The sequence below is a fragment of the Sporosarcina sp. Y352 genome, assembly GCF_056786535.1.
This window is the reverse complement of the sequence record NZ_JBXCJE010000004.1, coordinates 107,029-132,817: the sequence shown is the minus strand read 5'-3', so window position 1 is coordinate 132,817 and position 25,789 is coordinate 107,029. Positions and strand designations below refer to the sequence as shown.

The following is a 25,789-nucleotide window of genomic DNA, read 5'->3' as shown; positions in this document are numbered from 1 at the left end:
TATGAAAAAAGCTTACTGCACTTCTTTTCTGTATTATCTGCGAAGTGATGCAGAAATAGCTTGACTTAATTCTGGTTGCAAAAGGGAGGTGAACGAAAATGGAACATGGAAATCCGTTATACACGGCTTTCGAAGGCACATTATTTGAAATGACATTCAATCTATCAAACGTTTTAATGCTTTTCATCACATGTGCAATTGTATTCCTAATCGCGTTTTTCGCTACACGTCGTTTACAGTTAAAACCGACAGGAATGCAAAACTTCTTTGAATGGGTCATGGATTTCGTTAAAGGAATCATCAAGAGTAACATGGACTGGAAAACAGGTGGTAGATTTCACGTGTTGGGGATTACCCTTATCATGTTCCTCTTTGTATCGAACGTATTAGGAATCCCATTAGCAGTCTATTGGGAGGGGGATCTTTGGTGGAAATCACCGACTGCAGACCCTGTAGTTACAATGACACTCGCAGTTTTGGTTATTGCACTCACACACTATTACGGTATTAAGATGTCAGGGCTGAAAGAATACGGAAAAGGTTACCTTAAGCCACTTCCTTTCCTTGCACCGCTTAAAGTCATTGAGGAATTTACAAACACGCTGACACTCGGTCTGCGTCTTTATGGTAACATCTATGCCGGTGAAGTCCTTCTAGGACTCCTGGCTGGACTCGCAACATCAGGTATGCTCGGTTTGTTTGGAGCTGTCGTACCGTCCCTTGCTTGGATGGGCTTCTCGATTTTCGTCGGGGCGATCCAGTCATTTATCTTCGTTATGTTGTCGATGGTTTACATGTCACACAAAGTGGCAACAGACCATTAAGCATATAATGCCCGGATAACCGGGCGAAAAAAAAACGGTATATACTAGGAGGAAACAATAATGGTAGGTTCAGTTGGTCTATTAGCAGCAGCAATCGCAATTGGTTTAGGTGCACTAGGTGCAGGTTTAGGTGCAGGTATGGTCGTTTCAAAAACTCAAGAAGGAATCGCTCGTCAACCAGAAGCACGCGGTATTCTTCAAACAAATATGTTCGTCGGTGTTGCACTTGTTGAAGTTGTTCCGATTTTCGCAGCAGTTATTGCATTTATCGTAATGAACCAATAAGCATAGGAAACAGTTACTAAATGGCGAAGAGTAGTCTGAAGTTCTTCGCCATTCTTTTATGTAATAGGAAAATCTTATTTTGAAAATAATGAACGTTTTCCATAGTTTAAAGAAACGTAAGCTCTTGAAGGGAGTGAATTAATCGTGTTTATGGATACCTTCGTCCTATTGGCAGCAGATGGTGAGGCCGTTAAAGGATTGGCGCAATTGAATGGCAAGTTAAACCTTGGCGATATTATCGTCACAGTCTTATTCTTCACGATTCTCATGCTTCTTTTGAAGAAAGTTGCTTGGGGCCCACTTATGGGTATCATGGATCAACGTGCTGAGTTGATCGCAAATGAAATTGAATCGGCTGAAAAGAGCCGTGCAGAATCACAACAGATTCTTGAAGAACAGCGTAACCTTTTGAATGAAGCGCGTAATAACGCTCAAGAGATTGTTGAAAATGCCCGTAAGCAAGGCGAAACGCAACGTGCAGAAATCATCACAGCGGCTCGTTCAGAAGTGGTTCGTATGAAAGAAGAAGCAACGCTCGAAATTGCTTCAGAAAAAGACAAAGCGGTCGCGGCAGTTCGCGGAGAATTCGTATCTCTTTCTATCCTTGCAGCATCTAAAGTACTCGGTAAAGAAATTTCCGAGGAAGATAATCGCGCATTGATCGAAGAAACGATTGAGAAGGCAGGCGAAGGGCGATGAGCCAATCGGTTGTTGCACAACGCTATGCACTTGCATTGTTCGAATTAGCACAACAAAACGGACAAACTGGACCGATTCAAGAAGACCTTCTTGAATTGAAAAAAGTTTTCCTAGCAAATAAAGAACTCGGTCAGTTACTTGAAACACCGAGATTGAAAGCTGCAAAAAAGAAAGAGCTTATGGCTGATTCATTTAAAGGAGCGAACCAGCTCATTTTGAATACATTGTACCTAATGCTCGACAAACAACGCATAAACGAAGTTGTAAACCTTGTAAACGAATTTACCGCATTAACGAATGAAGCAGCTGGAATTGCTGAAGCAAAAGTGTATTCTACACGACTGCTTACTGCGGATGAAAGCCTTGCAATTTCGACAGCATTTGCGGAAAAAATCGGTAAGCAAGCATTACGAATTGAAAATATCATCGATCCGAGCCTAATCGGAGGCATTCGTCTCCAAATTGGTAATAACATCTACGACAGCAGCGTGAGCGCTAAGCTCGAGCGACTGAAACAGGATCTTATCGGTTCATAAATCAGAAATTTGAGGGGTGACATGCATGAGCATCAAAGCTGAGGAAATCAGTGTTCTCATAAAACAGCAGATTGAAAATTATCAATCTGAGATGAAAGTGAGCGAGGTAGGTACAGTTATCTCAATTGGTGACGGTATCGCACGTGTTCATGGCCTCGACAACGCCATGGCTGGGGAACTTTTAGAGTTCTCTACTGGCGTCTTGGGTCTGGCTCAAAACTTGGAAGCGAACAACGTTGGTATCATTATCCTAGGGCCTTACACGGACATCAAAGAAGGCGATGAAGTACGTCGAACAGGCCGTATTATGGAAGTTCCTGTTGGTGAAGAATTAATCGGACGCGTTGTAAATCCACTTGGGCAACCAGTTGATGGATTAGGTCCGATTGCAACAACAAAAACACGTCCAATCGAAAGTCCGGCACAAGGGGTTATGGCGCGTAAATCCGTTCATGAACCACTACAAACCGGCATCAAAGCGATTGATGCACTTGTACCAATCGGACGCGGACAGCGTGAATTGATCATCGGAGACCGTCAAACAGGTAAAACGACAGTTGCGATTGATACAATCCTAAACCAAGCTGACCAAGATATGATTTGTATCTATGTAGCAATCGGTCAAAAAGAATCAACAGTTCGTGGAGTTGTTGAAACGCTCCGTAAAAATGGCGCACTTGATTACACAATCGTCGTAACGGCTTCTGCTTCACAACCGGCTCCACTACTATATCTTGCACCTTACACAGGTATATCAATGGCTGAAGAATTCATGTTCCAAGGTAAGCACGTTCTAATTGTTTATGATGATTTAACGAAACAAGCAGCGGCATACCGTGAACTTTCTTTGCTACTTCGTCGTCCTCCGGGCCGTGAAGCTTACCCTGGTGATGTATTCTATATTCACTCTCGTTTACTTGAACGTGCAGCGAAGTTGAATGATACACTTGGTGCTGGTTCGATCACGGCACTACCATTCGTTGAAACACAAGCAGGAGATATCTCCGCTTATATTCCAACAAACGTAATCTCCATCACTGATGGACAAATATTCCTTCAATCTGACCTATTCTTCTCGGGTGTACGTCCAGCGATTAACGCCGGTCTTTCCGTTTCCCGTGTTGGTGGTTCAGCGCAAATTAAAGCAATGAAAAAAGTTGCGGGTACTTTGCGTCTTGACCTTGCGGCTTACCGTGAGCTTGAAGCATTCTCGCAATTCGGTTCTAACCTTGATTCTGCAACACAGGCGAAACTTGACCGCGGAGCGCGTACAGTTGAAATCTTGAAGCAGGATTTGAATAAACCATTTAAAGTGGAACAGCAAGTTATGGTTCTTTATGCATTGACGCGTGGTTTCCTTGACGATATTGAAGTTAAAGATATTCTGCGTTTCGAAAGCGAACTGTTAAGCTGGCTACAAACGAACCATACTGAAGTTTTAGATCAAATTCGTACGACGAAAGATCTTCCGGCTGATGATTTGATGGCAGCAGCACTCAACGCATTCAAGAAAACTTTCGCACGTTCTGAATAATTCTTTTAAGGAATCATCTTTGACGGAAAGCGTCAATAGAGGAATCGTCTTTGACAAAGACCGTCAAAACGATAGATCAAAAAAACAAAAGGTGGTGAGAATTGCCAATGGCATCTTTACGCGACATAGAAAACCGTATTAAATCGACGAAAAAGACAAGTCAAATTACGAAAGCCATGCAAATGGTCTCCGCTTCCAAATTGAGCCGTGCCGAACTGAATGCGAAAGCGTTCATCCCGTACATGGGGAAAATTCAGGAAGTTGTCGGATCAATCGCAGCTGGAACAAGCAACTTGAGTCACCCGATGATGGTAACCCGGCCCGTCAAAAAGACTGGATATATCGTTATTACATCAGACCGTGGACTTGTTGGAGGGTACAACGCCAACATCTTGCGCATTGCAAAAAATGCGATTGAAAAACGCCACTCTTCAGTAGAAGAAGTGAGCATCCTTGCAATCGGTCAAAAGGGTTACGACTTTTTCGATCGACTTGGTTTCGATATCGTTGAAAGTCGGATTGGTCTATCGGATCATCCCTCTTTCAACGAGATAAAAGATATCGCGAAGCGTGCTGTTGGCATGTTCACAGAAGGCGAGTATGACGAAGTCTATTTGTATTACAATCACTTCGTCTCCGCCATCGCAAGTGAAGTGACGGAAAAGAAATTGCTTCCGCTCACTGACATCACATCGACTTCCGCAACAACTTCGTATGAGTTTGAGCCTTCAGGTGAAGCAATCCTTGAAGTGCTTCTTCCGCAATACGCGGAAAGTCTCATTTACGGAGCTGTAATTGACGGAAAAGCGAGTGAACATGCTTCCAGTATGACAGCGATGAAAACTGCTACGGATAATGCAGCTGATTTGATAGATTCTTTAACACTTTCATTCAACCGTGCACGACAAGCTGCGATCACGCAACAAATTACGGAGATCGTTGGCGGCGTCGCAGCTCTTGAATAGGAGCGGACACTGTACGGCAAAGAGTAAGACAGGAGGGAATAAGTATGAATAAAGGACATGTTCTTCAAGTTATGGGTCCGGTTGTTGACGTCAAGTTCGAAGACGGTCAGCTTCCTGATATCTATAACGCATTGAAAGTTCAGATTGAACGTCCAAACGCTGAGCCTGAAACGTTGACACTTGAAGTCGCGCTTCACCTCGGAGATGATTCTGTACGTACAATTGCAATGTCTTCAACAGATGGTCTGCAACGCGGAGCAATCGTTGATGATATGGGTTCTGCAATTTCGGTCCCAGTTGGTGACGTTACACTTGGACGTGTATTTAACGTACTTGGAGAGATTATTGACCTTGGTGAGGAAATCCCGGCTTCAGAACGCCGCGACCCAATTCACCGGTTAGCTCCAGTATTCGAAGAACTTTCAACTGAAGTTGAAATTCTTGTAACAGGTATTAAAGTTGTTGACTTACTTGCTCCATACATTAAAGGCGGTAAAATCGGCCTCTTCGGTGGTGCGGGTGTAGGTAAAACAGTTCTAATTCAAGAATTGATCAATAACATCGCACAAGAACACGGTGGTATTTCCGTATTCGCAGGCGTTGGAGAACGTACTCGTGAAGGGAACGACTTATTCTACGAAATGACAGATTCCGGCGTTATTAAGAAAACGGCAATGGTCTTCGGTCAAATGAATGAGCCACCTGGCGCACGTATGCGTGTTGCTTTATCGGGACTTACAATGGCAGAACATTTCCGTGACGTACAAGGCGCGGACGTGCTTCTATTCATCGATAATATTTTCCGCTTTACACAAGCAGGTTCTGAAGTTTCAGCACTACTTGGCCGTATGCCATCAGCAGTTGGTTACCAACCGACACTGGCAACGGAAATGGGTACACTTCAAGAGCGTATCACGTCTACAAATGCTGGTTCAGTTACGTCTATCCAAGCAATCTATGTACCAGCGGATGACTATACTGACCCGGCTCCTGCTACGACGTTCGCTCACCTTGATGCAACGACGAACCTTGAGCGTAAACTTTCTGAAATGGGTATTTACCCTGCGGTTGACCCACTTGCTTCAACTTCACGTGCACTAAGCCCTGAAATCGTCGGCGAAGAGCATTACGAAATTGCACGTCAAGTACAACAAACGCTTCAGCGTTATCGTGAACTTCAAGATATCATCGCAATCCTAGGGATGGATGAACTTGGAGAAGAAGACAAACAGCTAGTTGGACGCGCTCGTCGTGTTCAAAACTTCCTGTCACAAAACTTCCACGTAGCTGAGCAGTTCACAGGACAAAAAGGATCATACGTACAAGTTGCCGAAACAATTAAAGGCTTCAGCGAAATTCTTGCAGGTAAGTACGATCACCTTCCAGAAGATGCATTCCGACTTGTCGGAACGATTGAAGACGCTATTGCAAAAGCAAAAGGTATGGGTGTTGAAGTTTAATCAGCAGGATTCAAATCCCTGCCAAATCAAATAAAAGCATCCGGTGAATAGCGTAGATTTTTTAGGGAAGTTATCGAGACTTGCTCGATAAAAGTCTACGCCCAATTCGCCGATGTGAATTTGATTTTAAGGGACCAGGAGGGGAAAAAATGAAGACAATTAAAGTCAATATCGTCACTCCCGACGGCCCTGTTGTTGAAACCGAAGCGAACATTATCATCGCAGCTACCGAAACAGGCGAAATCGGGATTCTTCCCGGCCACATCGCGATGGTTGCGCCGCTTCAAATCGGTGGGCTTCGCCTACAAAAGGAAGACTCGACTGAACATATCGCCGTTCATGGTGGTTTTATCGAAGTCCGTCCGGATGTTGTCACTGTTTTGGCTCAAAGTGCGGAACTGGCTTCTTCTATTGATATCGACCGTGCAAAAAAAGCGGCGAAACTAGCAGAAGAAACACTTCAGGCGAAAAAAGAAGGCAGAGAACACGACTTAGCGCAACTGGATTTAAAACGTGCCCTCAATCGTATCGATGTCTACGAAACAAGAAATAAATGAGTTGTTGAGTTGGCGGGCAGAAGAACAATTCTTCTGTTCGCCTTTTCATTTATTAAGGGAGGACCCTACTTTGGATGCTATAATGGGCTATCAACCGTTACTGTCAATCGTTTCACATACTGTTTTCATAGCCGTTGCCTTTTTTGCATTGCAAGCGATCATGCCAGAAAAAATCATAAAAAAAAACCGTGTCTTTCAAGCACAGTTATTGTTCATTTTATTAAGTATCACAATCGGATGGTCCGTGTCGAATTTCTTTTTAGAAATATCCTATTGGTCCGGAAGGCTTCCGTTCATGTTCGGCTGACTTATTAACCATTTTTGATGCAAAAAAAAAGGGTGATTTGAACAGCAATTTGATCAGCTACATGTTATCGCCTTGTATGCGAAAAACATCTCGTATTTAAGGCGATGACATGAAATTCATCAATTTTTTGGAGCTTAGGTTTGCTGTGCCGATTTAGAGGGAACTGATACTACAGGTGGAGAGATATTATGACACAAAACGTCAATAGTGTACATAATATAGACTACTTAAGTACTTAGTCGGTAAAATAGCCCAGACGTTACTTGTTATAAGGGGAACGTCAGTGTAAAATAGTATATGTTTTGAAGATGAATGTATGACTAAAAAAATCGAATATATAAAATGAAAAATAACATGAATTGCTATAAATTAGGAGTCGGAGGGACTTATTTTGGATAAAATTATTATCACTGGCGGACGTGTACTTAATGGTACTGTCCGAGTCGAAGGCGCTAAAAATGCTGTGTTGCCTATACTTGCTGCTGCATTGCTTGCATCAGAAGGTGTCAACGTAATACGCGACGTACCCAATCTTTCGGACGTTGGAACAATAAACTCAGTTCTTAAAAGCTTGAATGCAAAAGTGGACCACTTCCCAATAATGAATGAAGTCGTCATAGATTCTTCGGATACACTTTCAACTGAAGCACAGTTCGAATATGTACGGAAAATGCGTGCGTCAATTCTTGTAATGGGACCGCTTCTCGCACGTAATGGCTTTGCACGAATTGCACTTCCAGGCGGCTGTGCAATCGGATCACGTCCGATTGACCAACATCTAAAGGGCTTTGAAGCAATGGGTGCAGAAATTACTTTCGGCCACGGACACGTTGAAGCGAAAGCTGAAAACGGTTTAAAGGGCGCTAAAATCTATCTTGATTTTCCAAGCGTCGGCGCAACTGAAAATATTATGACTGCAGCGGCTTTGGCGGCTGGTACGACAATCATCGAGAACTCAGCAAAAGAACCCGAAATCGTAGACCTAGCGAACTTTATCAACGAAATGGGCGGTAAAGTTGTCGGAGCAGGTACGGACACAATTCGAATCGAAGGCGTCAAGAAATTACATGGCACAACGCATCACATTATACCGGATCGTATCGAAACAGGTACTTTCATGGTAGCAGCTGCAATTACGGGCGGAAATGTCATTATTGAAAATGCCGTTCCAGAGCACAACGCAGCACTTATTTCCAAGTTAACGGAAATGGGTGTCGTCATTACTGAACTGGATGAAGGTGTCCGTGTTACAGCAAAACTACCTTTGAAATCCGTAGATTTAAAAACAATGCCTCATCCTGGTTTTCCAACAGATATGCAATCCCAAATGATGGCACTTATGCTGACATCATCGGGTACAGGTATTTTGACCGAAACCGTTTTCGAAAATCGCTTCATGCACGTTGAAGAATTCCGTCGGATGAATGCTTCCCTCAAAATTGAAGGAAGATCAGTCATCATAAATGGACCTTCAAAACTACAAGGTGCTGAAGTAGCAGCAACGGACCTTCGTGCGGCAGCAGCCCTCATTCTAGGAGGACTTGTTGCAGAAGGTGTTACCCGTGTTACGGAACTATCGCATCTTGACCGCGGATATGTGAACTTCCACGGAAAACTTGCGGCACTCGGTGCGGATATCGTACGTGTATCCCCTGAGATGAAAACTGAAAAAACGGTACAACACGTTTAATTTCATTCCATAAGTACTTGAAAGGGCTGTAGTGTAGAGACTACGGCCTTTTTTGTCTTCACATATATGAAGACTCAAAATGCTCCTTTGCTAGTATGTCCAAAAAAACATGAATAATACGTCTCGTTTTTCATATAATCAATTATGGACAAACTACTAACAGCGTTCCTCATCATCCTTTTATTTTTCATCCCTATCCTATTAAAACAGACTCCGCAAATCACAAAAGAAGTTGAAGAACCGGAGGCACAGCTTTGCTACGTGGAGATCATCGTTACCGGCGTGGACAAGCCGATCCCACTTGAAGAGTATGTAGTAGGTGTCGTCGCAGCTGAAATGCCTGTCACATTCAGTGAAGAGGCTTTAAAGGCACAAGCAGTTGCCGCACGGACATACGCACTCCGAACGACCGAGAACGGCAAAAAACCAATCGCCGCAGATGTATCTGCACAAGTCTATTCCTCCGAAAAGAAACGGAAAGAGCGTTGGGGGAAAGAATTCAAACGCAATGAACGAAAAGTACGTGCAGCGGTGGAGGCGACTGCAGGGGATATTATTACTTATGGAGACGAAATGATAGCTGCAATGTTTTTTTCTACATCGAATGGACAGACTGAGACAGCGCAAAATTTCAGTGGCAATGACGTACCTTACTTACAAAGCGTGGATAGTCCCGGGGAGGGGGACGTTGCTGCAAACGTAGAAAGGAAAACCGAATTGAAACTCACTGAGTGGAATAAAAAGATAGGAAGCAAGTGGAGCGCTGATCGATTCAAATCACTTCAACTCGTTAGAAATGATACAGGTCGTGTTCAGAAAGTCCTCTCTACAGAATTTCAAGCGAGTGGCAGGGAAATGCGAGATTTGCTGGGACTAGCATCTACGGATTTTGATATCGCATTCGACGTAACGAATAGTATAGTTCATGTTACAACGAATGGCTATGGCCACGGTGTAGGGATGAGCCAATACGGGGCGGAAGCATTTGCTCAGAAAGGATGGACCGCCGAAAAAATTCTTTTACACTATTATTCGGGGACAAAAATAAAAAAATTTACTTTACTTGATTCGGAATGTTTAAAAACTCTCTCACTTGCAGATAATAGCGAGTGAGGTGATGACAATGCGAGAAGAAAAACCGAAAGCCCCTTCTCAGAAGAACAAAAGTGCAAAGGCAAAAAGCTGGTTTTGGCCTGTAGTCTATTCGGGTATCGCAATCGTCTTCGTTGGTATGATCTGGGGTTACAATGCATACATGAAAGAAGATGCCCCAGGTTTAGCCAACGATGCAGCGAAGGACCCGCAAGATGGATTGGTCGTCGAGACGAACGCAGCAAACGAAACACTCAAATACCCATTTGCTGAAGAGTCTATCGACGAAGTAGCGATTCTGCAAGATTTTTATGACGTAAATGCAGAGCCCGCCGTGCGTGAAAACGCGTTACTCGTCTCCAGCCAGACGTATGTAACAAACACAGGCATATCGATTGCGATTCAAGGCAAGGAATTTGAAGTTGTTTCTTCACTCAGCGGTACAGTAGAAGACATCTTGCTAGACCCGTTTAAAGGTGATGAAATCATACTTTCTCATGCCGATGGGTTAAAAACAATCTATCGATCCGTCACAGGTATTCTCGTTAAAAAAGGTGAAGAAGTGGTTCAAGGACAACCAATCGCCACAACAACAGAAAATGAATGGAATCCGACGGCAGGCAACCATCTTCATTTCGAAATCCAACAAGATGGGATAGCCGTAAATCCAAGCACTTTTCTAGCATTTTAATAGCAAGTTTCCAGCCATTCCAGAGCCAATCCGGAGTGGCTTTTTCTTTGGGGTAAATAGGGTGGTCGGCTTTGAGACCGCTCGAAAACAGCGGGGAACCGCCCGAAAACTCTTAGCGACCGCTCAAAAAATACGTGGGACCGCCCAAATCCCGCGCATGACAGCTCGAAATCCCCGAGCGACCGCCCGAATCCTGCGCGCGACCGCCAAAATCCCACAAATAACCACCCCAAAAACGCAAACAACCGCCCAGAAAATCCCTATAACCACCAAAACCCCACCCACTCCCGACAACCGCCCGCATATCCCACTTAACAACCGCATAGGATAAAGGAAGATTCGGACCTCAGAGGAAAGGAAGAGGGCGTGCACGAGCAAATACGGAGGCGATGCGTGCGCCTCGGCAATATGTTACTGGAAACGGGACTTACGGTACGTGCGTTGGCAAAAGCGACAGGCTATTCGAAAAGCACGGTTCACAAAGATTTGACGGAACGCTTACCAAACGTCGATGTGGCCCTGTCAGAAGAAGTCGCGAAAATACTTGCCTATCATAAGTCGGTCAGACATTTGCGGGGCGGCGAGGCGACAAGAATTAAGTGGATGAACGAAACAAAAAGAGTCGGAAACAGTTAGAAATAGAAGGCGGTATCGCATCCACATCGCGAACCGTTTTTTGCTTGTTGCAATAAATAGAGTTCTTTCACGAAAACAACCCTTAAGTATATTATTTATCAGCCTATTATGGTAAAATGTGTAGTCAGAAGCGTATACATATACGGGAATATCCAATGATGCGGGTGGAAGGGGAAACAGAAACAATGTTTGCAAAAGATATCGGCATAGACCTCGGTACAGCTAACGTCTTGATACACGTTAAGGGTAAAGGGATTGTACTGAATGAACCATCTGTAGTTGCGATGGATAAGCATACCAATAAAGTATTAGCAGTCGGGGAAGAAGCAAGACAAATGGTTGGCAGAACGCCCGCTAATATTATCGCAACCAGACCCATGAAAGACGGAGTCATCGCCGATTTTGATGTGACGGAAGCAATGCTTAGTCATTTTATCAATAAACTAGATGTCAAAGGATTCTTATCCAAACCGCGAATTCTAATCTGTTGCCCGACAAACATTACGAGTGTCGAACAGAAAGCCATCCAGCAGGCAGCTGAAAAATCAGGTGGCAAGAAAGTGTACCTGGAGGAAGAACCGAAAGTTGCAGCAATTGGCGCGGGTATGGATATTTTCCAACCGAGTGGTAATATGGTCGTCGATATTGGTGGGGGAACGACGGACGTAGCTGTACTATCAATGGGGGACATCGTTACATCTAGGTCAATCACGACAGCCGGTAATACATTTGATAATGACATTACACTCTACATTAAACACAAATATAAATTATATATCGGTGAACGAACTGCTGAAGCTATAAAATTCAAAGTTGGAACTGTTTTTTCAGTTGGCCGAAAAGAAGAAATCGATATTCGAGGGCGCGATATGGCGTCAGGGCTTCCTCGCACAGTTACGATTCATTCCGACGAAATTGGAATGGCACTAAGAGAATCCGTTTATATGATTGTTCAAGCAGCGAAAAACGTCTTGGAAAAAACGCCTCCTGAATTATCAGCGGATATCATCGATCGCGGTGTCTTCCTGACAGGCGGCGGAGCACTACTGCACGGCATTGACCAATTACTCGCTCAAGAGCTAAAGGTTCCTGTATTCATTTCAGATAATCCGCTGGACTGTGTTGCGATTGGGACAGGCGTTTTATTGGAAAATATGCATAAGTTATCCAGCCGATAATCATTTTTAAAAAGTAAGGAGAAGTGAGCACATGTTCCGTGGATTTTATACAGTTGGGTCAGGTATGATTGCGCAACAACGAAAAACGGAGATGCTTGCGAACAATATGGCAAACGCCAATACGCCTGGTTATAAGGCGGAACAAGCAGTAATTCGTTCATTTCCGGAAATGTATATGTCGAGTATTGAAACAGCAAGAATACCGACGGAAAACGGCTTTCAGATGAAGGGATTATCGCCAGTTGGTGGGATTTCAACGGGTGTCTACATGCAGGAGACGCTGCCGTTATTTGCGCAGGGGCAATTACGTGAAACCGAGCTGACAACGGACGTAGCGCTCATCGATGGCCGCTTACCGATTGATGAAGCCACGGGAACAGCGGGCGCCATATTCTTCAGACTTGAAAATGAAGGCGGTCGAGAACAATATACAAAAAACGGTAATTTCACACTTGACGCGAATGGTTATTTAACGAGTTCGGCTGGGGCTTTTGTGCTTGATAGCAACGGACAGCGAATTGAAGTGCAAAACGATGACTTCCGCATAACTGACGAAGGCGTCATTATGGAAGGTGAAACAGCCGTCGCAACGCTTGGTGTTTCATTTTCCCAGCGGCCTGACACGCTTCAAAAACAAGGCGATGGCATGTTTGTAACTATGGACGGCGAAAACCTGGTTGCAGCAAATGACATGGCTGGCGTTACTTATTCAATGCAGCAAGGCTATCTGGAAGGATCGAACGTCGATGCGGCCCGGACAATGACGGACATGCTAACTGCGTACCGTGCATTCGAGGCCAATCAAAAAATTCTTCAAGCCTACGACCGCAGCATGGAAAAAACGGTAACGGAAGTCGGTCGTGTCAACTGATGACACGCCATCTGAAAGGAGCGGGGATGCATGATACGCACCATGACAACAGCAACAAACACGCTGAGTCAATTGCAAAACCAAATCGACATCATCGGAAATAACCTTGCGAATGTCTCAACACACGGCTATAAGTCGAGTGATGCAAAGTTCCGTGAAATGTTGGTTCAGCAATTCAATAACGATAAGGCGGACACAGCTCCGCGTCAATCTCCGAACGGTATCCGTTACGGTTCTGGGGCGATGCTTGGTCAAACACAGATGAATTGGAAAGCTGGCACCCTGCAAATGACTGGCCGTGAACTTGACTTCGCACTGACAACGCCAAAACAGTATTTTAATATCCTCATGCCTGACGGAGGCGGCGAGCAAACTGTCTACACGCGTCAGGGCAACTTTTACGTGTCGCCTATTGCCAATGGACAAGTGATGCTCGTCAACGCTGAAGGATATCCGGTCGCTGACAGTGCAGGATTGCCTGTAACATTCTCGGATGACATAAAAAAATACACAGTCAAACCGGGCGGCGACCTAGAGCTCACGCATTCGAATGGAACGACTGAGTTTGTTGAGTTGGCTGTGACAGTGATGGAACGTCCGAATCTGATGGTGCGGCTATCTGGAACGAACTTTGGCCTGCCCGAAAACTTGGCAGACCTCGGTGTCACAGAAGCGGATGTCTTAACTGAGCTACAAGGTGCTGCTCGTAGTAGTATTGGAATGGAAGGCCAGGCGCTCGAAGCATCGAATGTGAACTACCAAAAAGAAATGACGGACCTCATCGGTATCCAGCGCTCTTATCAATTCAACGCGCGTGCAGTGACACTTGCGGATCAAATGCTCGGCTTAATTAATGGTATTCGATGAAATCCTACTAGAATGACGTCTGGAGCCTGGACTATTAAGGGAGTACTGACTATGACAGAAGAAAAAAAAATCAAGTTAAAAACCGAGCAACCAGAGAAGAAGCAAGAAGATGCCCAACCTTTACTACGATCAAGCCGGAAAGCAATTGGACGGCCTGAAAAAAAAGTCGAGGAAACTGCACCGAAAAAGCAAATCTGGGTACAAATACGTCTACTTCCGATTTGGGTTCGTATAATACTGGTCCTGTTGCTTCTTGTCGGAGCGGCTGCGCTCGGAGCGATGATTGGCTATGGCACTCTCGGAGACGGCAATCCAAGCGATGTTTTTAAAAAAGAAACATGGACGCACATTCTGGATATCATTGCCGGAAAACAAAAATAACAGCTTTTTTATCTTTTAAAATACATAGTAAAGTGGTAGGTGATGGACATGCTAACAGCAGAACAGATACAAGCCATTTTACCGCATCGTTATCCATTTCTTATGGTAGACCGGATTCTTGAGGTTGAAGAAGGTAAACGTGCAGTAGGCATAAAAAACGTTACAATTAATGAAGATTTCTTCAATGGACATTTTCCAGGATACCCGGTTATGCCAGGCGTTCTAATCGTGGAAGCGCTCGCACAAGTAGGTGCTGTCGCTTTGTTGCAAAAAGAAGAGAATAAAGGACGTCTTGCTTTTTTCGCGGGCATCGATAACTGCCGTTTTAAAAGACAAGTGACACCTGGTGATACATTGCGTCTAGAAGTAGAAATCACTCGACTTCGTGGCACAATCGGCAAAGGCAAAGCGATTGCTACAGTCGATGGTGAAATTGCATGCGAGACAGAAATTACATTTGCACTTGGTCCAGTTGTAGAAACTGGAAAAAACTAATTTCGCAAATAAATGGAAGTTTCGATACAATGGTCAATACAGTGCTGTTAAATAGCACAAAGTGGGAGGTTTCACATCAATATGTTTAAAGATCTTTCTCCAAATTTAAAAAGCAGTATAACGAGATCGATTACACAGACCTTCGAACAATACATGAGCGATATCGAATGGTCCAGTGAACGATTCAGTATCGATGATTATTTTGCCAGTTGGCGCGAGTACATTACGGTAAAAGCGCTTTGGTACAATAAAATTCCGGATGAAGTAAAACTTGACCCGGAATTCCATGAAGATCTAGCGCAACGCATCAATAAAATTATCACTCGAATCCTCAGTGAACCGCCATCTGAAGAACAAATTGTTGAAATTCAGAGCATGCAGGAAGAGTTGAATACGCACTACGAGTATAACTGTAAAGCGGAAGCAGTATACGTCGATACATTGCTGAAAAAACATTTAACATCTTCATAAATAAAAACGGATAGTTCCCTCATTTCTGGCTAAGCTACGAAGTATCATACTTGTTTGTGTGATAGACGGCTTGTGGAGAGGAGGGAATTTATTCATGTTCAAAAAAGCGATACCACTGGTTCTAATCTCGGGACTTGTACTAACAGGTTGCGGTACCAACGACGACGTACCGGATAACAACGAAACGCCGATGGAAAACTTGGAGGACAACACAAGAGACATAACGCCTGATGTAAATGAACAAACAGGACCGGATATGGATGGTCTGGACAACGGTGGAGTTGATGACGGCATCATTAATGACAACAACGAAGACCGTAATGGCATCATCAATGATGACGGCGGCAATGCAAATCCGGACAATGGCATTATGAATGACGGCAACACAGACTCGGACAAGCGAAATGAAATGAACAACGACAATAACAATAATAACAACAATAACAATAAATAACCGCTAATCGCTAACCGCAAGCCGTGCGGGGAACCGCCTCATAACACTTGAGGCGGTTTTTCTACTCTAAATGAGCCAATCGAAAACAATTACATATAAAAACACAAAAAACTGCCTATAATGCTAGGCAGCACAACATAGACCATTCAACTTTCCGCATCTTCCTGATCTTCCTTTAAACGCGGACGAGAGCGCATATCTGATTCGAATCGACGTAACAGATCTTCCCCTCCAAGCCCCTCACCAATCAATTCCTCCAATAGCTGTTCGGCATATTGAGCCCGTGCACGCTTCAAACGACCTTTTAGCAGTACGGAGATTTTATCCCCAATTGGTTTGACGCCTTTGACAGCAACACGGAATGCGGCAGGTTCGTTTTCAGGATACGAAATAACCACTTTTACTTCCAATAAATCCTCATCAGCTTTCCATTTTTCGAAAACGGACTGATGTTCTTTATCGATGAACATTTCTAAAATCCACATATGATGGCTATTTTCCTGGTTGATAATAATTCCGTCACTCAGCGGATAATCGCGTACGACATCTTCTTGCAGTATGCCCACTGACAACATTTTAAAAGTTTTTATCATCATCCACCCCAATCTTTTTCCTCATAGTATACCATAAGAGCAAATTCCAATGAAATTAGATAGATGCCAAAGTTGAATTATCAAGGAAGCCTGAAAATTCAGATAAACCTTAGGGCTATTCAATTACGATCATCCATGCCGCAAATAAAGTCGAGTAAAAAAGGAATTTGATGTCGAAAGATGACTGAAAATTGAAATATATATGTTTGCTCTTATTAAATTGGACCGAGTATGATGAAGTCAGAAACCAAGAGAGGAGGAACTCAATTGAATCAGGTTGCACTAGTTGGGCGAATTACGAAAGATCCGATACTTAAAAGGATCTCAGAAAGTAGGGTACAAACCAGCTTTGTCCTTGCCGTAAACCGTAATTTCAAAAACCAGAAAGGAGAAATGGAGACAGATTTTGTGCTTTGTACAATGTGGGGGAGGCCGGCAGAAAATACTGCAAAACATTGCGGAAAAGGTTCTTTGATCGGAGTAGGCGGACGTATTCAATCCAGGTCATATGAAAGGGAGGATAAGAGTCGAGTCTATGTAACAGAGGTGATTTGTGAAGATGTTCGTTTTATTTTAACGAAAAAGCGTGCCAATGACAACCTGTACAGTGAACATGTAATAAGTACACCACAGTCGATAGCAGAAAAAGAGGATGCTGAGCATTTCAATCTGCCGAGTAGAGAAGCAGAAGGATTACCGATTTTCTAACCTGAAGGATTCAGGCGTAATACTACATATCATGCCACGAATCTGTCGTGGAAAAAAGGAGGACTGCAAACGGGCAACAATCCGGGGCCGCAATAACAACTAAAAAGGATAGATAGTGAGTAATGCCCGATACACTAGTTGAAGGTAAATGTGAGAAAAAGAAATACTGGACATGTACAGAAGGGGTTCTAACCATGACCAGTTTGAGTGAGTAAAGATACGCGTGCGGATTTTTCAGGGACATCCGTACATAGCGAATCTAGTTGCATAGTAGAAATCCGATGGGGGTCGGATTCTTACGCCTAAAAATAACCACTTAAGAATCCTGGAATCGTGTTCTGCACTTGTTTCCAGGATTCGGATAAGTGGAATCGCTAGAGAGGGAAGTGAGAAGTTTGGAGACACTAACTAAAGATCTGCAGAGGATGGAAATGCAAATTGAACAACTGATTAGCATAGTAGCCAATCAAAACAAGCGTTTGAATCGGATAGAAGATGGCGATAGGAAAAATAGACTCGTAACAATACGTAAAATTCCGTACGCGGATGCGTCTGATGGGATTTATGCAAAAAACTAAAAAGGACTCCAGTGCCAACTGCGGCACGGGAGTCCTACACTTAAATGATACTGCTCATTAGCTTTCGAAAGATAACAAATCGTCCAGTTCCGTGTCGGACAAATCCGACAGCCACTGACTTGATTGGATTAAGTCGGCGGATAGTGCCGCTTTCTCCACAAGCATCTTATCGATTTTCTCTTCAATCGTCCCGATCGTCACAAATTTATGGACGTGGACGAATTTTGTCTGGCCGATACGGTAAGCACGGTCGGTTGCTTGGTTTTCAACAGCGGGATTCCACCATCTATCTGCATGCAATACGTGATTTGCACCCGTTAAGTTCAAGCCAGTTCCGCCAGCTTTCAACGACAGGATGAAAATAGGGAATTCACCTTCCTGGAAAGCCTCCACCAGTCGGTCACGTTGACCCTTCGGCATGCTGCCAGTTAAGAAGGGAACGTCAATGCCATGCAGTTCCGACAAGCATTGACGGATGAGTTGCCCCATGCCAATGTATTGCGTGAAGATCAGGCATTGCTCTTTGTTATTTGCGATGTCAGCCGCCATTGAGACGATCAAATCCAGTTTATTAGACCTTGACATCATTTGCTCAGCAGGAGCTTGTGGCTCCTTTAAGAAGAGCGCTGGATGGTTACATAGTTGTTTCAATCGGCTGAGCATTTTTAAAATGAGACCTTTCTTTTCAAAACCGGTAAGTGTCTGCAACTTGAATTTCGTTTCTTCAAGAAAACTTTCATACAAAGCGGCTTGTTCAGTCGTTAAAGGACAGTATTCATTCTGCTCAAGTTTTTTCGGAAGATTGAGCTGCAGATCAGGATCACTCTTCGTTCTGCGCAATAGGAATGGACGAATTTTAGCTCTTAACTTCCGTTTATCCGCTTCTGAATCATCACGCTCAATCGGGATAATGTAGTTATCAGTAAATTTTCGGAAACTGCCAAAATACCCTTTGTGAATGAAGTCGAAAATTGCCCACAGTTCAGATAAACGGTTTTCAATTGGTGTACCCGTCAAGGCAATATGGTGCCTACCTCGAAGTTTTCGTATGACGCGGGATTGCTTTGTCTGCATGTTCTTGATATTTTGCGCTTCATCAAGCGTAATGCTCGCAAATTCTGTCTCCGCTAGCATTTCACCGTCCTGTGAAGCCGTACCGTACGTCGTCAGTACGACGTCAGGCTGCAACTGGTGAATGAGTTCTTTAAAGTTCTCGTCTTTCGCTCGCATCGGACCGTAATGGGCATGGACTGAAAGAGAAGGTGCAAACCGTTCAAGTTCTTTTTGCCAGTTGCCAAGTACACTTGTCGGACAAACGATGAGTGATGGCGTATTTGTATCGGGTCTTGCATGAATGTTAAGCAGATAAGTAATGAGTTGAACAGTCTTTCCAAGCCCCATATCATCTGCCAGACATGCACCGAAGCTATTATCACGCATGAAAGTCAGCCAGTTGTATCCGTCTTCCTGATATGGCCGCAGTTCAGCAAGTAAATCTTTTGAAATGCCGGCAGCAGGAAGACCTTTTTTATCGGACAGCATTTCCATATAACCAAGAAGTGATTTCTGCATCGTAAAAGCAAATAATGGATCATCTAAATCTTCATCCTCTTCAAGAGGGACTATTTCTTCAGGAATGTCTTGGAAAAGTAAGTCTTTAACAGTCCATTCCCCAGCGTCTGCACGGTCCATCAGATCGCGAATTTTTCTCAGCCACAATGGATCGATATGGAACCATTCATCGCCGGAGCGAATGTATTCACGGTTTTCATCGACAAGCTTACGGAAATCCTCGCGACCGATTGCATTACCGGCAAGTGAGAAGTTCCAATCGAAAGACAGCACTTCGTCTAAACCGGTAGCTGATTTATACGATTGCACACCCGCGTTGGTCCGTATTCTTAATTTGGATTCTGTCACTGATTTCAGCCATGCTGGCAGGATGACGGGGTATCCAAATGATTGAAGCAAAGGCAAGTCATCCTGGATGAACATCCGTACTTCAGGATCAGACATCGGTGTTGCTAAGAAGCTTTCACTAGGAGCAATGTCCACTGAACCTAGGAAAGATGTCATTTCAGATTGCTTCTTCACAATGTCATCCGCGTACGGCTTCCACTTGGCAGGAAGCGCTTCTACAGCAGGTGCATTCACTTTCCGCATAGCAGGAGACCAATGTGCCCCGCGTTCTCCTACAATAACCGATTCAAGAAGCCATTCCGTGTCAGTAGTCTCGACTGCTGGTTCAGTCAAGCGGAATGCAAGATTGACCGGCATTGTCGAAACGGTTTCACCCGGCCAGCCGTATGTCCGTAAATGGGGTAACAATGAAGCAAGCAGTTCAGGATTAATGCCAGATGTTGAAAGCTTACTACTCACAGCATGAGCGATTACGGCAGCTGCACCTTCGGAAATACCTGCTTTCTTGCTATCAAAACGAATACTAGTGCCGTCTACTTCCGCATAGTTCCATAAGTCGGGGTCGCTCCATGAATTTGCAGCTTCCCGAACGGACGTAAGTAACGCGTCGTCTTCAGCAGTAAGCCCTTCGAAGGTAATGTAGGGGTGCATCGCTGAAAAAATAGGCAGTAGCTTGTCTGCTTGCACGTAAGCAAAGTCTGCGTCTGTATTGATAAGGAGTCCAAAAAGCGCACGTTCATTGTTAAAGAACAGGAAGGAAACAAGTTCGTCCGGTTCAATCTTCAACCCATTGCCTTCTTCCGCGGCAATGGAAAATAGTCCATCTTCCAGTAAGCGAATGCTCAAGCGGAATAGGCGATTTAATGTAAATGTTCCGGTCATAAATTTAAATTCCCTTTCTCCATTTCTTCCATCAATGCGCGAAGTCTGCGGTTTTTTTCACGCACTGTATCAATGTATTGATTCCAAAAGTCGATTTTGCCACTTTTTTTCGAACCGGCTTTCATTTGTTTAAACAATTTGACGGCTCGCCGATAACTATGTCGGTTCTTTTCTTTTATGAAACCCATGGCAAACGTATGAAGGAGTGGCAAGACAGCTGCTGGATCTGTACTCAGTGCCAATTTCAAGCCGCCTGCTTCCGCCCCGTCATAAGGAACACCGTATCTGTGCATTAGCGCTGCCCATTCGGCAAAACGTTCACGTTCAACAAGGAAATCTGCATATACATCGACACCCGGTTCCCCGTATTGGGCAAACATGCCTTCACGGAGCTCTTCCGAAAAATCAGCGGCTTCAAATAAACCGTCGATTGTGCGCACAAATGCAGGTCGACCAGCCGAAGAGACAGATTCGTTAACGTAGTCACCAATATAGGGGAGCATTGCATGCATAATAATAGACAGTGATTCTACTTCATCATAACTTTCGGCAAGTTTTGCAAGAGGCAGCCATGTAATCACATTATCAGCTGTTACATTGCTGACCATTTCCGCCAAATCTTCATGTTTTCCTTCCGTTAGATGGAAAAAGGCGATAAAAGTTCGAGATTCCTCCGAGTTTTCTTTCGCAAGAATTTCCAACTCAACGCTTCGCGCGGCTTGATAGGGGAAGAGGTTCTCCCAAAAAAGACGGTAAACATGAAACCTTTCGTTGAACAAACCCGAATGTCCAAGCGCAAATGTCCGGACTAGCTCTTTCACTTGTTCATGAAAAGCGTCTGCTTCAAATAGTTTTGGTTTCGCACCAATGGCTGAAACGCTATCGTTCAGTTTGCCCAGTTGCTCAGTTAGCCAGTTTTGTACATACCACTTACCGTAAAAGAATGAGGTCGGTTCACCGCCTAAATGGGCGTTAACATACGACCACCCGGCATCCAGAACATGCAATCGATAGTAAAGTTCAAATAGAGGTTTCCACTCATACTCAAAAGGAATTAACGGAGCCGCTTTTTGATCAATCAAGGACGTTTCATGGATGAACACACCTGGATTTTCAGCTGGCTCAATCGTGCGAAGTGGAATGGTTAGGCGCTTCAGTACATGAATCCATGCTTCAGGTGTGCGTTCAGATATGGAAAGCACCATCTGTTGCGAGTCGGTTCTGCGCCATTCGTGGAGCCATTCAGTCAGAGAATTCTGCTGTGAATATAAGTGGAATATAACGGCGATCCGGTGGGAACACCAGCCGGAATAGCCGCATGTACATTGGGAACTTTCATTATTGAAAAGAAGGCGGACTTGTTCCGAATCCACACCAAAGAGACTTGCAACCACTGTGTTTTCAGATGGATCGTATACATATGAATCGGTTGCGCCATTTCGGACGAGTGCGACTGCACGTCTAACTACGAGTGCTTCGGCATCTACCCCAGGCCGCAGTGCATGTTTAATGCCATTCATATATTCATCTATTTCATTTTCGTGCAAGTAGGATACACGTTCGACAGTTATATTCAACGGATCACTCCCTAAGAAAAGCATTCCTTCTATTATACCGCTTTTTAGCAGCGAGCGGAAATGATGTTATCCATATCTTGTTCTTTTGCACATTTATTTATCTTTATTCAGCATTCATCTCTCACATCCATAGATGGAAGATGAATGCAGTTTTGTTTTCCTGTTCAGCGGTTGTCCAAACGCCTGCTGAACAAAGAAAGCCTCCGGCAGATGTCACAGATTTTGAAAGGAGTTAATCGAGCAAGCTCGATTCAAAATCTGGACGCAATTACGCCGAGGCGTAATTGATTAGCCTTCTAATCGTTTTGCTCGGTTTCTCAAAGAATTCGGTCATTTCAGTCAACAAGGGAGAATTGAATAGATGCTCGCTAGGACAAACTTGTTTGTATTAGCTCAAGCCCCAAACAGCCAAAGGATTTAAAAGTATTAACAAGTAACAGCATATATACAAGCGGAATATAATAGATTAATGTATAGATGAAAAGTTAACAAAACATTCACAAAACGAGTGTGGGTGTGGTAGAATGATAATAAGTAGAATATTCAATAAAAGGGAGGGAGAAAGATGCTATCAGTACAAAGGATGACACCCTTTTTCACAAGCCAAGAAGATTACCGTCTCCGTCTCGTATTTGCCTACCAGTATTTCTCCATCATTAAAGGAGGAGACGTATTTCAATTCATTCCATCGGAAGGAAAAGAAATCGTTGTCAATATGAGAAGTTTGCAAGTTGAAAATCTAGGAGAAGTATTTGTTTTTCAACGTGGGAATCGCTTTATACGCTTGCCACTCTACCAGTTGCTTCTAATTTCGGATCTTCACATGCATCTAACAGTAATCCTAGAAGGGAAGATGGGGATCGAATCACAAGAAAAAATGCCGGAAGTGATATCACTTGAAGCTGCAGCGATTATAGAACATTTAGAGGCGGAAAACAGAACGCGTATGATTGATTATGCGCTCGAAACAGATGACATACAATTATTCGATGAACTGACGGAAGGACTGCAGCAAAATTGAAAAATGAAACTTGAAACACACCTGTCGTTGGACGTTAACGGTAGGTGTTTTTTTGTCTTCAATCCCAAGTGTTATCTATTCTCTCGCTCTATAACAATATCAAACCTGTCAAACTGAATGAAAAGGGATGATCTCCTTCAAAAACAACAATTCGACCATTGTCGATTTCCCGGGAAATAAGCGAAACAACATTTCCCATAATTTTTTTACTGTGCTCTTTTATAGAAGGATAGACAAAAAGTTCGTTTCTTAAACAGTGAAAGAAGGGTTTCCGTCACTTGCAATTCCCTAAACTAGTAAACTGGACATAATTTTAAGCCCTCAAACATTGCAAATCTCTCAATTTTTGCTAAAGTAAGCATAGGAGTATTTGTGACTTCAACAAATTCAGCCATAGTTAGCAGAAGGGGATTACCGCAATGTTTTTTGATTTTAAGTTTTGGCAATTCTTGACGAATCCGTATAAATTGGCGGACCAACTTCAAAATTCTAAGATGCGCGGATTCAAAAGGCGTTTCTTACTCGTATTCCTAATCGGAGTCCTCTTATTCGCACTACGTGATATATGGGGCATGAATACGGAGTCTATTACATCGCTCCTTTCGACGATGACTACAACCGATTATACAATTGCAAGATATGTTTCACTGCTGGGTGCAATACTTTGGGCACTTATTTATATGGTATTTCATTTCTTCGGATTTGCGTACATACTAAGTCGATTAACTGTGATTCCATTTAAAAAACTAATGCCGTTGCAATTGCTTGTAACAGGTATTCTATTGCTCGAGAAAGCGGTTATTTTCTTTGTGTTCACAATGAAAGGGGCGGCAACAAGCGTGTCTTTTCTATCTTTCGGACCGCTTGCAGCAACTTTTCTTAATAACTGGTACATCATTCTTTTCCTCAATCAATTGACAGTGACGACCGCGATTATTATCGCACTTCAATATCAATTCATCCGTTCTTATACGGGGGGTATTGAACGTAAAGGGTTTTTCTGGGTTCTGATAGGAATACACGTAGCAATGGCACTCATTGTAGCAGCTGTTGGATTTATCCCGCTGGAAGACTTATTCCATTCCCTCATAGAAAGGGGTGTCGGCAATGAGTAAAGTAAAGAATATTGCTGTAACCGTTGCAATCAGCTCGTTTTTGGCGGCAAACTTCTATCTGCTCTTTTCTGATAAAAGCGTCATCACCAAATCAGTCTATGTTGATCAATTTGAACGAATGACAAGCAGTGATTACCAGGAGAAACTACCAAAAGAAGGATTTATTGTGCCTGTTGAAACGTATACGGTCTACATTAACGGAGAAGATACAGTCGATTCATGGCTCGTAAAAGAAGGTGACTTTGTCACGGTCGGGGATAAAATCGCGATTTTGCAAACAGAGCGTGCAGAAGGTCAACGTGCTGTCTGGGAAGCAGAACGTGATGCGCTTCTACAGCAGTACTATTCGGTACAAAGCATGATTTCCACTTTGGAGTCCGAACGCCAAGAAGCGCAATCCGATAGTTCATCGAACGTCAATCGACAAGACAATGTCTCAGAAGGTGCAGAAGACACCAAGCTTGAAGTAGGTTTGAATGTGGATGTCAACGTCGATGTGAAACAGGATGGTTTATTTGCGCAAGCAATTGCAGCCGCTGAACAGGATTTGGCAGAAATCGAACGTCAGCAAACGGTTGTCGAAGCACAGCTGACCCAAAATCCGGACAGGCCCGCATTGATTAGCCCTGTGGACGGTGTCGTTTCAAAAGTGACCCGTGTCGGTTCCACGCTCGCCGTCGATATTTTCAGTTCACAAAAATCGATTGTAACGTATACGAAAAACGAAGAATGGCTCAAAATTAAAAACGGTGACCCAGTAATCATTCAAGGTGCTGGCTTCGAAAATGCTGTGGAAGGAACTGTGCTATCCGTTTCACAAGCACCTGCTTTGGACAATGAATGGCTAAATGCATATAAGGCACTTGACGATACACAGGTTACGAATCCGCTTAGCTATTATGAAGTTCGTATTTTAACGGACGAGGCAGTAGAATCTGTTCCGTACGGATCCAACATCAACGCAGTTGTTATCGTCAATGAAGCCACGGATGCCATCTCTGTAAAAGAAAAATGGCTAAATGACTTGTATAAAGAAAGTGCGTCTGTATGGATGATTAACAAAGAAGGACGTGCCGAAAAAAGAGATGTAAAAACCCCGTTTGCGTGGGAAACACGTGCGGTTGTGACGGAAGGTCTGACACTTGGTGATGTAGTACTCGATGAACCATCGCTGGTGGAGTATGTATACGAACCAAAAGTGTTTCTTCCGATGCCTACCGACTTGCCTTCAAAGAAAGAATGGAGAGCATTCGGATGGAGAAATTACGTAAAATATATACTAATTCGATGAAGTACGAACCTCGCAATTTGCGGGGTTTTTTCTTTGTTTAAAACACATAGATTTACAAACTGTAATCTGTTTGTAACAGTTTGCATGTTTTAGACGCGAGCGAAGGGGTAT

28 protein-coding genes are annotated in these 25,789 nt (G+C 43.7%); 25 read left to right on the top strand and 3 right to left on the bottom strand.

The window, feature by feature from the left end; genetic code table 11:
- Nucleotides 1–98 precede the first annotated feature (98 nt).
- The 20 genes from atpB to AC1TO6_RS08110 all read left to right on the top strand — a co-directional run bounded on the left by atpB (nucleotide 99) and on the right by AC1TO6_RS08110 (nucleotide 15,993).
- Nucleotides 99–824: a F0F1 ATP synthase subunit A gene (gene atpB / locus AC1TO6_RS08205; protein ID WP_482101117.1), complete on the top strand. Its 726-nt coding sequence runs from the start codon at nucleotides 99–101 to the stop codon at nucleotides 822–824.
- Nucleotides 825–884: 60 nt separating this feature from the next.
- Nucleotides 885–1,109, top strand: coding sequence for a F0F1 ATP synthase subunit C (gene atpE / locus AC1TO6_RS08200; RefSeq protein ID WP_482101116.1), 225 nt, complete (start codon nucleotides 885–887; stop codon nucleotides 1,107–1,109).
- A gap of 144 nt (nucleotides 1,110–1,253) precedes the next feature.
- On the top strand, nucleotides 1,254–1,808 hold the full coding sequence (gene atpF, locus AC1TO6_RS08195) for a F0F1 ATP synthase subunit B (RefSeq protein WP_482101115.1): 555 nt from the start codon (nucleotides 1,254–1,256) through the stop codon (nucleotides 1,806–1,808).
- The gene (locus AC1TO6_RS08190) at nucleotides 1,805–2,344 is read left to right on the top strand and encodes a F0F1 ATP synthase subunit delta (RefSeq protein ID WP_482101114.1); all 540 of its coding nucleotides are present in this window, start codon (nucleotides 1,805–1,807) and stop codon (nucleotides 2,342–2,344) included. The genes atpF and AC1TO6_RS08190 overlap by 4 nt, the downstream gene beginning before the upstream one ends.
- 25 nt (nucleotides 2,345–2,369) lie before the next feature.
- Complete coding sequence (gene atpA / locus AC1TO6_RS08185) at nucleotides 2,370–3,878, top strand: F0F1 ATP synthase subunit alpha (RefSeq protein ID WP_482101113.1); 1,509 nt, start codon at nucleotides 2,370–2,372, stop codon at nucleotides 3,876–3,878.
- A gap of 107 nt (nucleotides 3,879–3,985) precedes the next feature.
- Entirely contained in the window at nucleotides 3,986–4,843 is an 858-nt protein-coding gene (gene atpG, locus AC1TO6_RS08180) for an ATP synthase F1 subunit gamma (RefSeq protein WP_482101112.1), read from the top strand.
- 44 nt (nucleotides 4,844–4,887) lie between these two features.
- Nucleotides 4,888–6,303, top strand: a complete 1,416-nt coding sequence (gene atpD, locus AC1TO6_RS08175) for a F0F1 ATP synthase subunit beta (RefSeq protein WP_482101111.1) — start codon at nucleotides 4,888–4,890, stop codon at nucleotides 6,301–6,303.
- Between the two features lie 149 nt (nucleotides 6,304–6,452).
- Nucleotides 6,453–6,860, top strand: coding sequence for a F0F1 ATP synthase subunit epsilon (locus tag AC1TO6_RS08170; protein ID WP_482101110.1), 408 nt, complete (start codon nucleotides 6,453–6,455; stop codon nucleotides 6,858–6,860).
- Between the two features lie 82 nt (nucleotides 6,861–6,942).
- Entirely contained in the window at nucleotides 6,943–7,167 is a 225-nt protein-coding gene (locus tag AC1TO6_RS08165) for a DUF1146 family protein (RefSeq protein ID WP_482101400.1), read from the top strand.
- A gap of 391 nt (nucleotides 7,168–7,558) precedes the next feature.
- Nucleotides 7,559–8,857, top strand: a complete 1,299-nt coding sequence (gene murA / locus AC1TO6_RS08160) for a UDP-N-acetylglucosamine 1-carboxyvinyltransferase (protein ID WP_482101109.1) — start codon at nucleotides 7,559–7,561, stop codon at nucleotides 8,855–8,857.
- Nucleotides 8,858–9,001: 144 nt separating this feature from the next.
- Nucleotides 9,002–9,970 (top strand): stage II sporulation protein D, encoded by a 969-nt coding sequence (gene spoIID, locus AC1TO6_RS08155; RefSeq protein WP_482101108.1) that lies wholly within the window; start codon nucleotides 9,002–9,004, stop codon nucleotides 9,968–9,970.
- A gap of 10 nt (nucleotides 9,971–9,980) precedes the next feature.
- Nucleotides 9,981–10,640, top strand: coding sequence for a peptidoglycan DD-metalloendopeptidase family protein (locus AC1TO6_RS08150; protein WP_482101107.1), 660 nt, complete (start codon nucleotides 9,981–9,983; stop codon nucleotides 10,638–10,640).
- Nucleotides 10,641–11,006: 366 nt separating this feature from the next.
- Nucleotides 11,007–11,276: a sporulation transcriptional regulator SpoIIID gene (locus AC1TO6_RS08145; protein ID WP_482101106.1), complete on the top strand. Its 270-nt coding sequence runs from the start codon at nucleotides 11,007–11,009 to the stop codon at nucleotides 11,274–11,276.
- Nucleotides 11,277–11,461: 185 nt separating this feature from the next.
- Nucleotides 11,462–12,454 carry a rod shape-determining protein MreB gene (gene mreB / locus AC1TO6_RS08140; protein WP_482101399.1) on the top strand — a complete coding sequence of 331 codons (993 nt, stop codon included), beginning with the start codon at nucleotides 11,462–11,464 and terminating at the stop codon, nucleotides 12,452–12,454.
- A 31-nt stretch (nucleotides 12,455–12,485) separates the two neighbouring features.
- Nucleotides 12,486–13,325 (top strand): flagellar hook-basal body protein, encoded by an 840-nt coding sequence (locus AC1TO6_RS08135; protein WP_482101105.1) that lies wholly within the window; start codon nucleotides 12,486–12,488, stop codon nucleotides 13,323–13,325.
- A gap of 30 nt (nucleotides 13,326–13,355) precedes the next feature.
- A complete protein-coding gene (locus AC1TO6_RS08130) occupies nucleotides 13,356–14,192 on the top strand; it encodes a flagellar hook-basal body protein (protein ID WP_482101104.1) in 837 nt (278 codons plus the stop codon).
- A 51-nt stretch (nucleotides 14,193–14,243) separates the two neighbouring features.
- Nucleotides 14,244–14,573 (top strand): DNA-directed RNA polymerase subunit beta, encoded by a 330-nt coding sequence (locus tag AC1TO6_RS08125; RefSeq protein ID WP_482101103.1) that lies wholly within the window; start codon nucleotides 14,244–14,246, stop codon nucleotides 14,571–14,573.
- Between the two features lie 48 nt (nucleotides 14,574–14,621).
- On the top strand, nucleotides 14,622–15,068 hold the full coding sequence (gene fabZ / locus AC1TO6_RS08120; RefSeq protein WP_482101398.1) for a 3-hydroxyacyl-ACP dehydratase FabZ: 447 nt from the start codon (nucleotides 14,622–14,624) through the stop codon (nucleotides 15,066–15,068).
- An 81-nt stretch (nucleotides 15,069–15,149) separates the two neighbouring features.
- A complete protein-coding gene (locus AC1TO6_RS08115; protein ID WP_482101102.1) occupies nucleotides 15,150–15,539 on the top strand; it encodes a hypothetical protein in 390 nt (129 codons plus the stop codon).
- Between the two features lie 94 nt (nucleotides 15,540–15,633).
- A complete protein-coding gene (locus AC1TO6_RS08110) occupies nucleotides 15,634–15,993 on the top strand; it encodes a hypothetical protein (RefSeq protein WP_482101101.1) in 360 nt (119 codons plus the stop codon).
- A 146-nt stretch (nucleotides 15,994–16,139) separates the two neighbouring features.
- Here the strand turns inward: AC1TO6_RS08110 and AC1TO6_RS08105 are convergent, their stop codons facing one another.
- Entirely contained in the window at nucleotides 16,140–16,583 is a 444-nt protein-coding gene (locus AC1TO6_RS08105) for a YwpF family protein (RefSeq protein WP_482101397.1), read from the bottom strand.
- 270 nt (nucleotides 16,584–16,853) lie between these two features.
- Here AC1TO6_RS08105 and AC1TO6_RS08100 point away from each other — a divergent pair, with 270 nt between their 5' ends.
- Both AC1TO6_RS08100 and AC1TO6_RS08095 read left to right on the top strand, forming a co-directional pair.
- The gene (locus AC1TO6_RS08100) at nucleotides 16,854–17,294 is read left to right on the top strand and encodes a single-stranded DNA-binding protein (protein ID WP_482101100.1); all 441 of its coding nucleotides are present in this window, start codon (nucleotides 16,854–16,856) and stop codon (nucleotides 17,292–17,294) included.
- Between the two features lie 395 nt (nucleotides 17,295–17,689).
- Nucleotides 17,690–17,872, top strand: coding sequence for a hypothetical protein (locus tag AC1TO6_RS08095; RefSeq protein WP_482101099.1), 183 nt, complete (start codon nucleotides 17,690–17,692; stop codon nucleotides 17,870–17,872).
- Nucleotides 17,873–17,929: 57 nt separating this feature from the next.
- Here AC1TO6_RS08095 and AC1TO6_RS08090 read toward each other — a convergent pair whose 3' ends face one another.
- Both AC1TO6_RS08090 and AC1TO6_RS08085 read right to left on the bottom strand, forming a co-directional pair.
- Complete coding sequence (locus tag AC1TO6_RS08090; RefSeq protein WP_482101098.1) at nucleotides 17,930–20,674, bottom strand: DEAD/DEAH box helicase; 2,745 nt, start codon at nucleotides 20,672–20,674, stop codon at nucleotides 17,930–17,932.
- The gene (locus AC1TO6_RS08085) at nucleotides 20,671–22,251 is read right to left on the bottom strand and encodes an SWIM zinc finger family protein (protein WP_482101097.1); all 1,581 of its coding nucleotides are present in this window, start codon (nucleotides 22,249–22,251) and stop codon (nucleotides 20,671–20,673) included. Before AC1TO6_RS08085 ends, AC1TO6_RS08090 begins: the two co-directional genes overlap by 4 nt.
- A 565-nt stretch (nucleotides 22,252–22,816) precedes the next feature.
- Here AC1TO6_RS08085 and AC1TO6_RS08080 point away from each other — a divergent pair.
- From AC1TO6_RS08080 to AC1TO6_RS08070, 3 genes are all read left to right on the top strand, one after another.
- Entirely contained in the window at nucleotides 22,817–23,272 is a 456-nt protein-coding gene (locus tag AC1TO6_RS08080; protein WP_482101096.1) for a transcriptional regulator, read from the top strand.
- Nucleotides 23,273–23,691: 419 nt separating this feature from the next.
- Complete coding sequence (locus AC1TO6_RS08075; protein ID WP_482101095.1) at nucleotides 23,692–24,387, top strand: hypothetical protein; 696 nt, start codon at nucleotides 23,692–23,694, stop codon at nucleotides 24,385–24,387.
- On the top strand, nucleotides 24,380–25,678 hold the full coding sequence (locus AC1TO6_RS08070; protein WP_482101094.1) for a permuted SH3 domain-containing protein: 1,299 nt from the start codon (nucleotides 24,380–24,382) through the stop codon (nucleotides 25,676–25,678). The genes AC1TO6_RS08075 and AC1TO6_RS08070 overlap by 8 nt, the downstream gene beginning before the upstream one ends.
- Nucleotides 25,679–25,789: the final 111 nt, after the last annotated feature.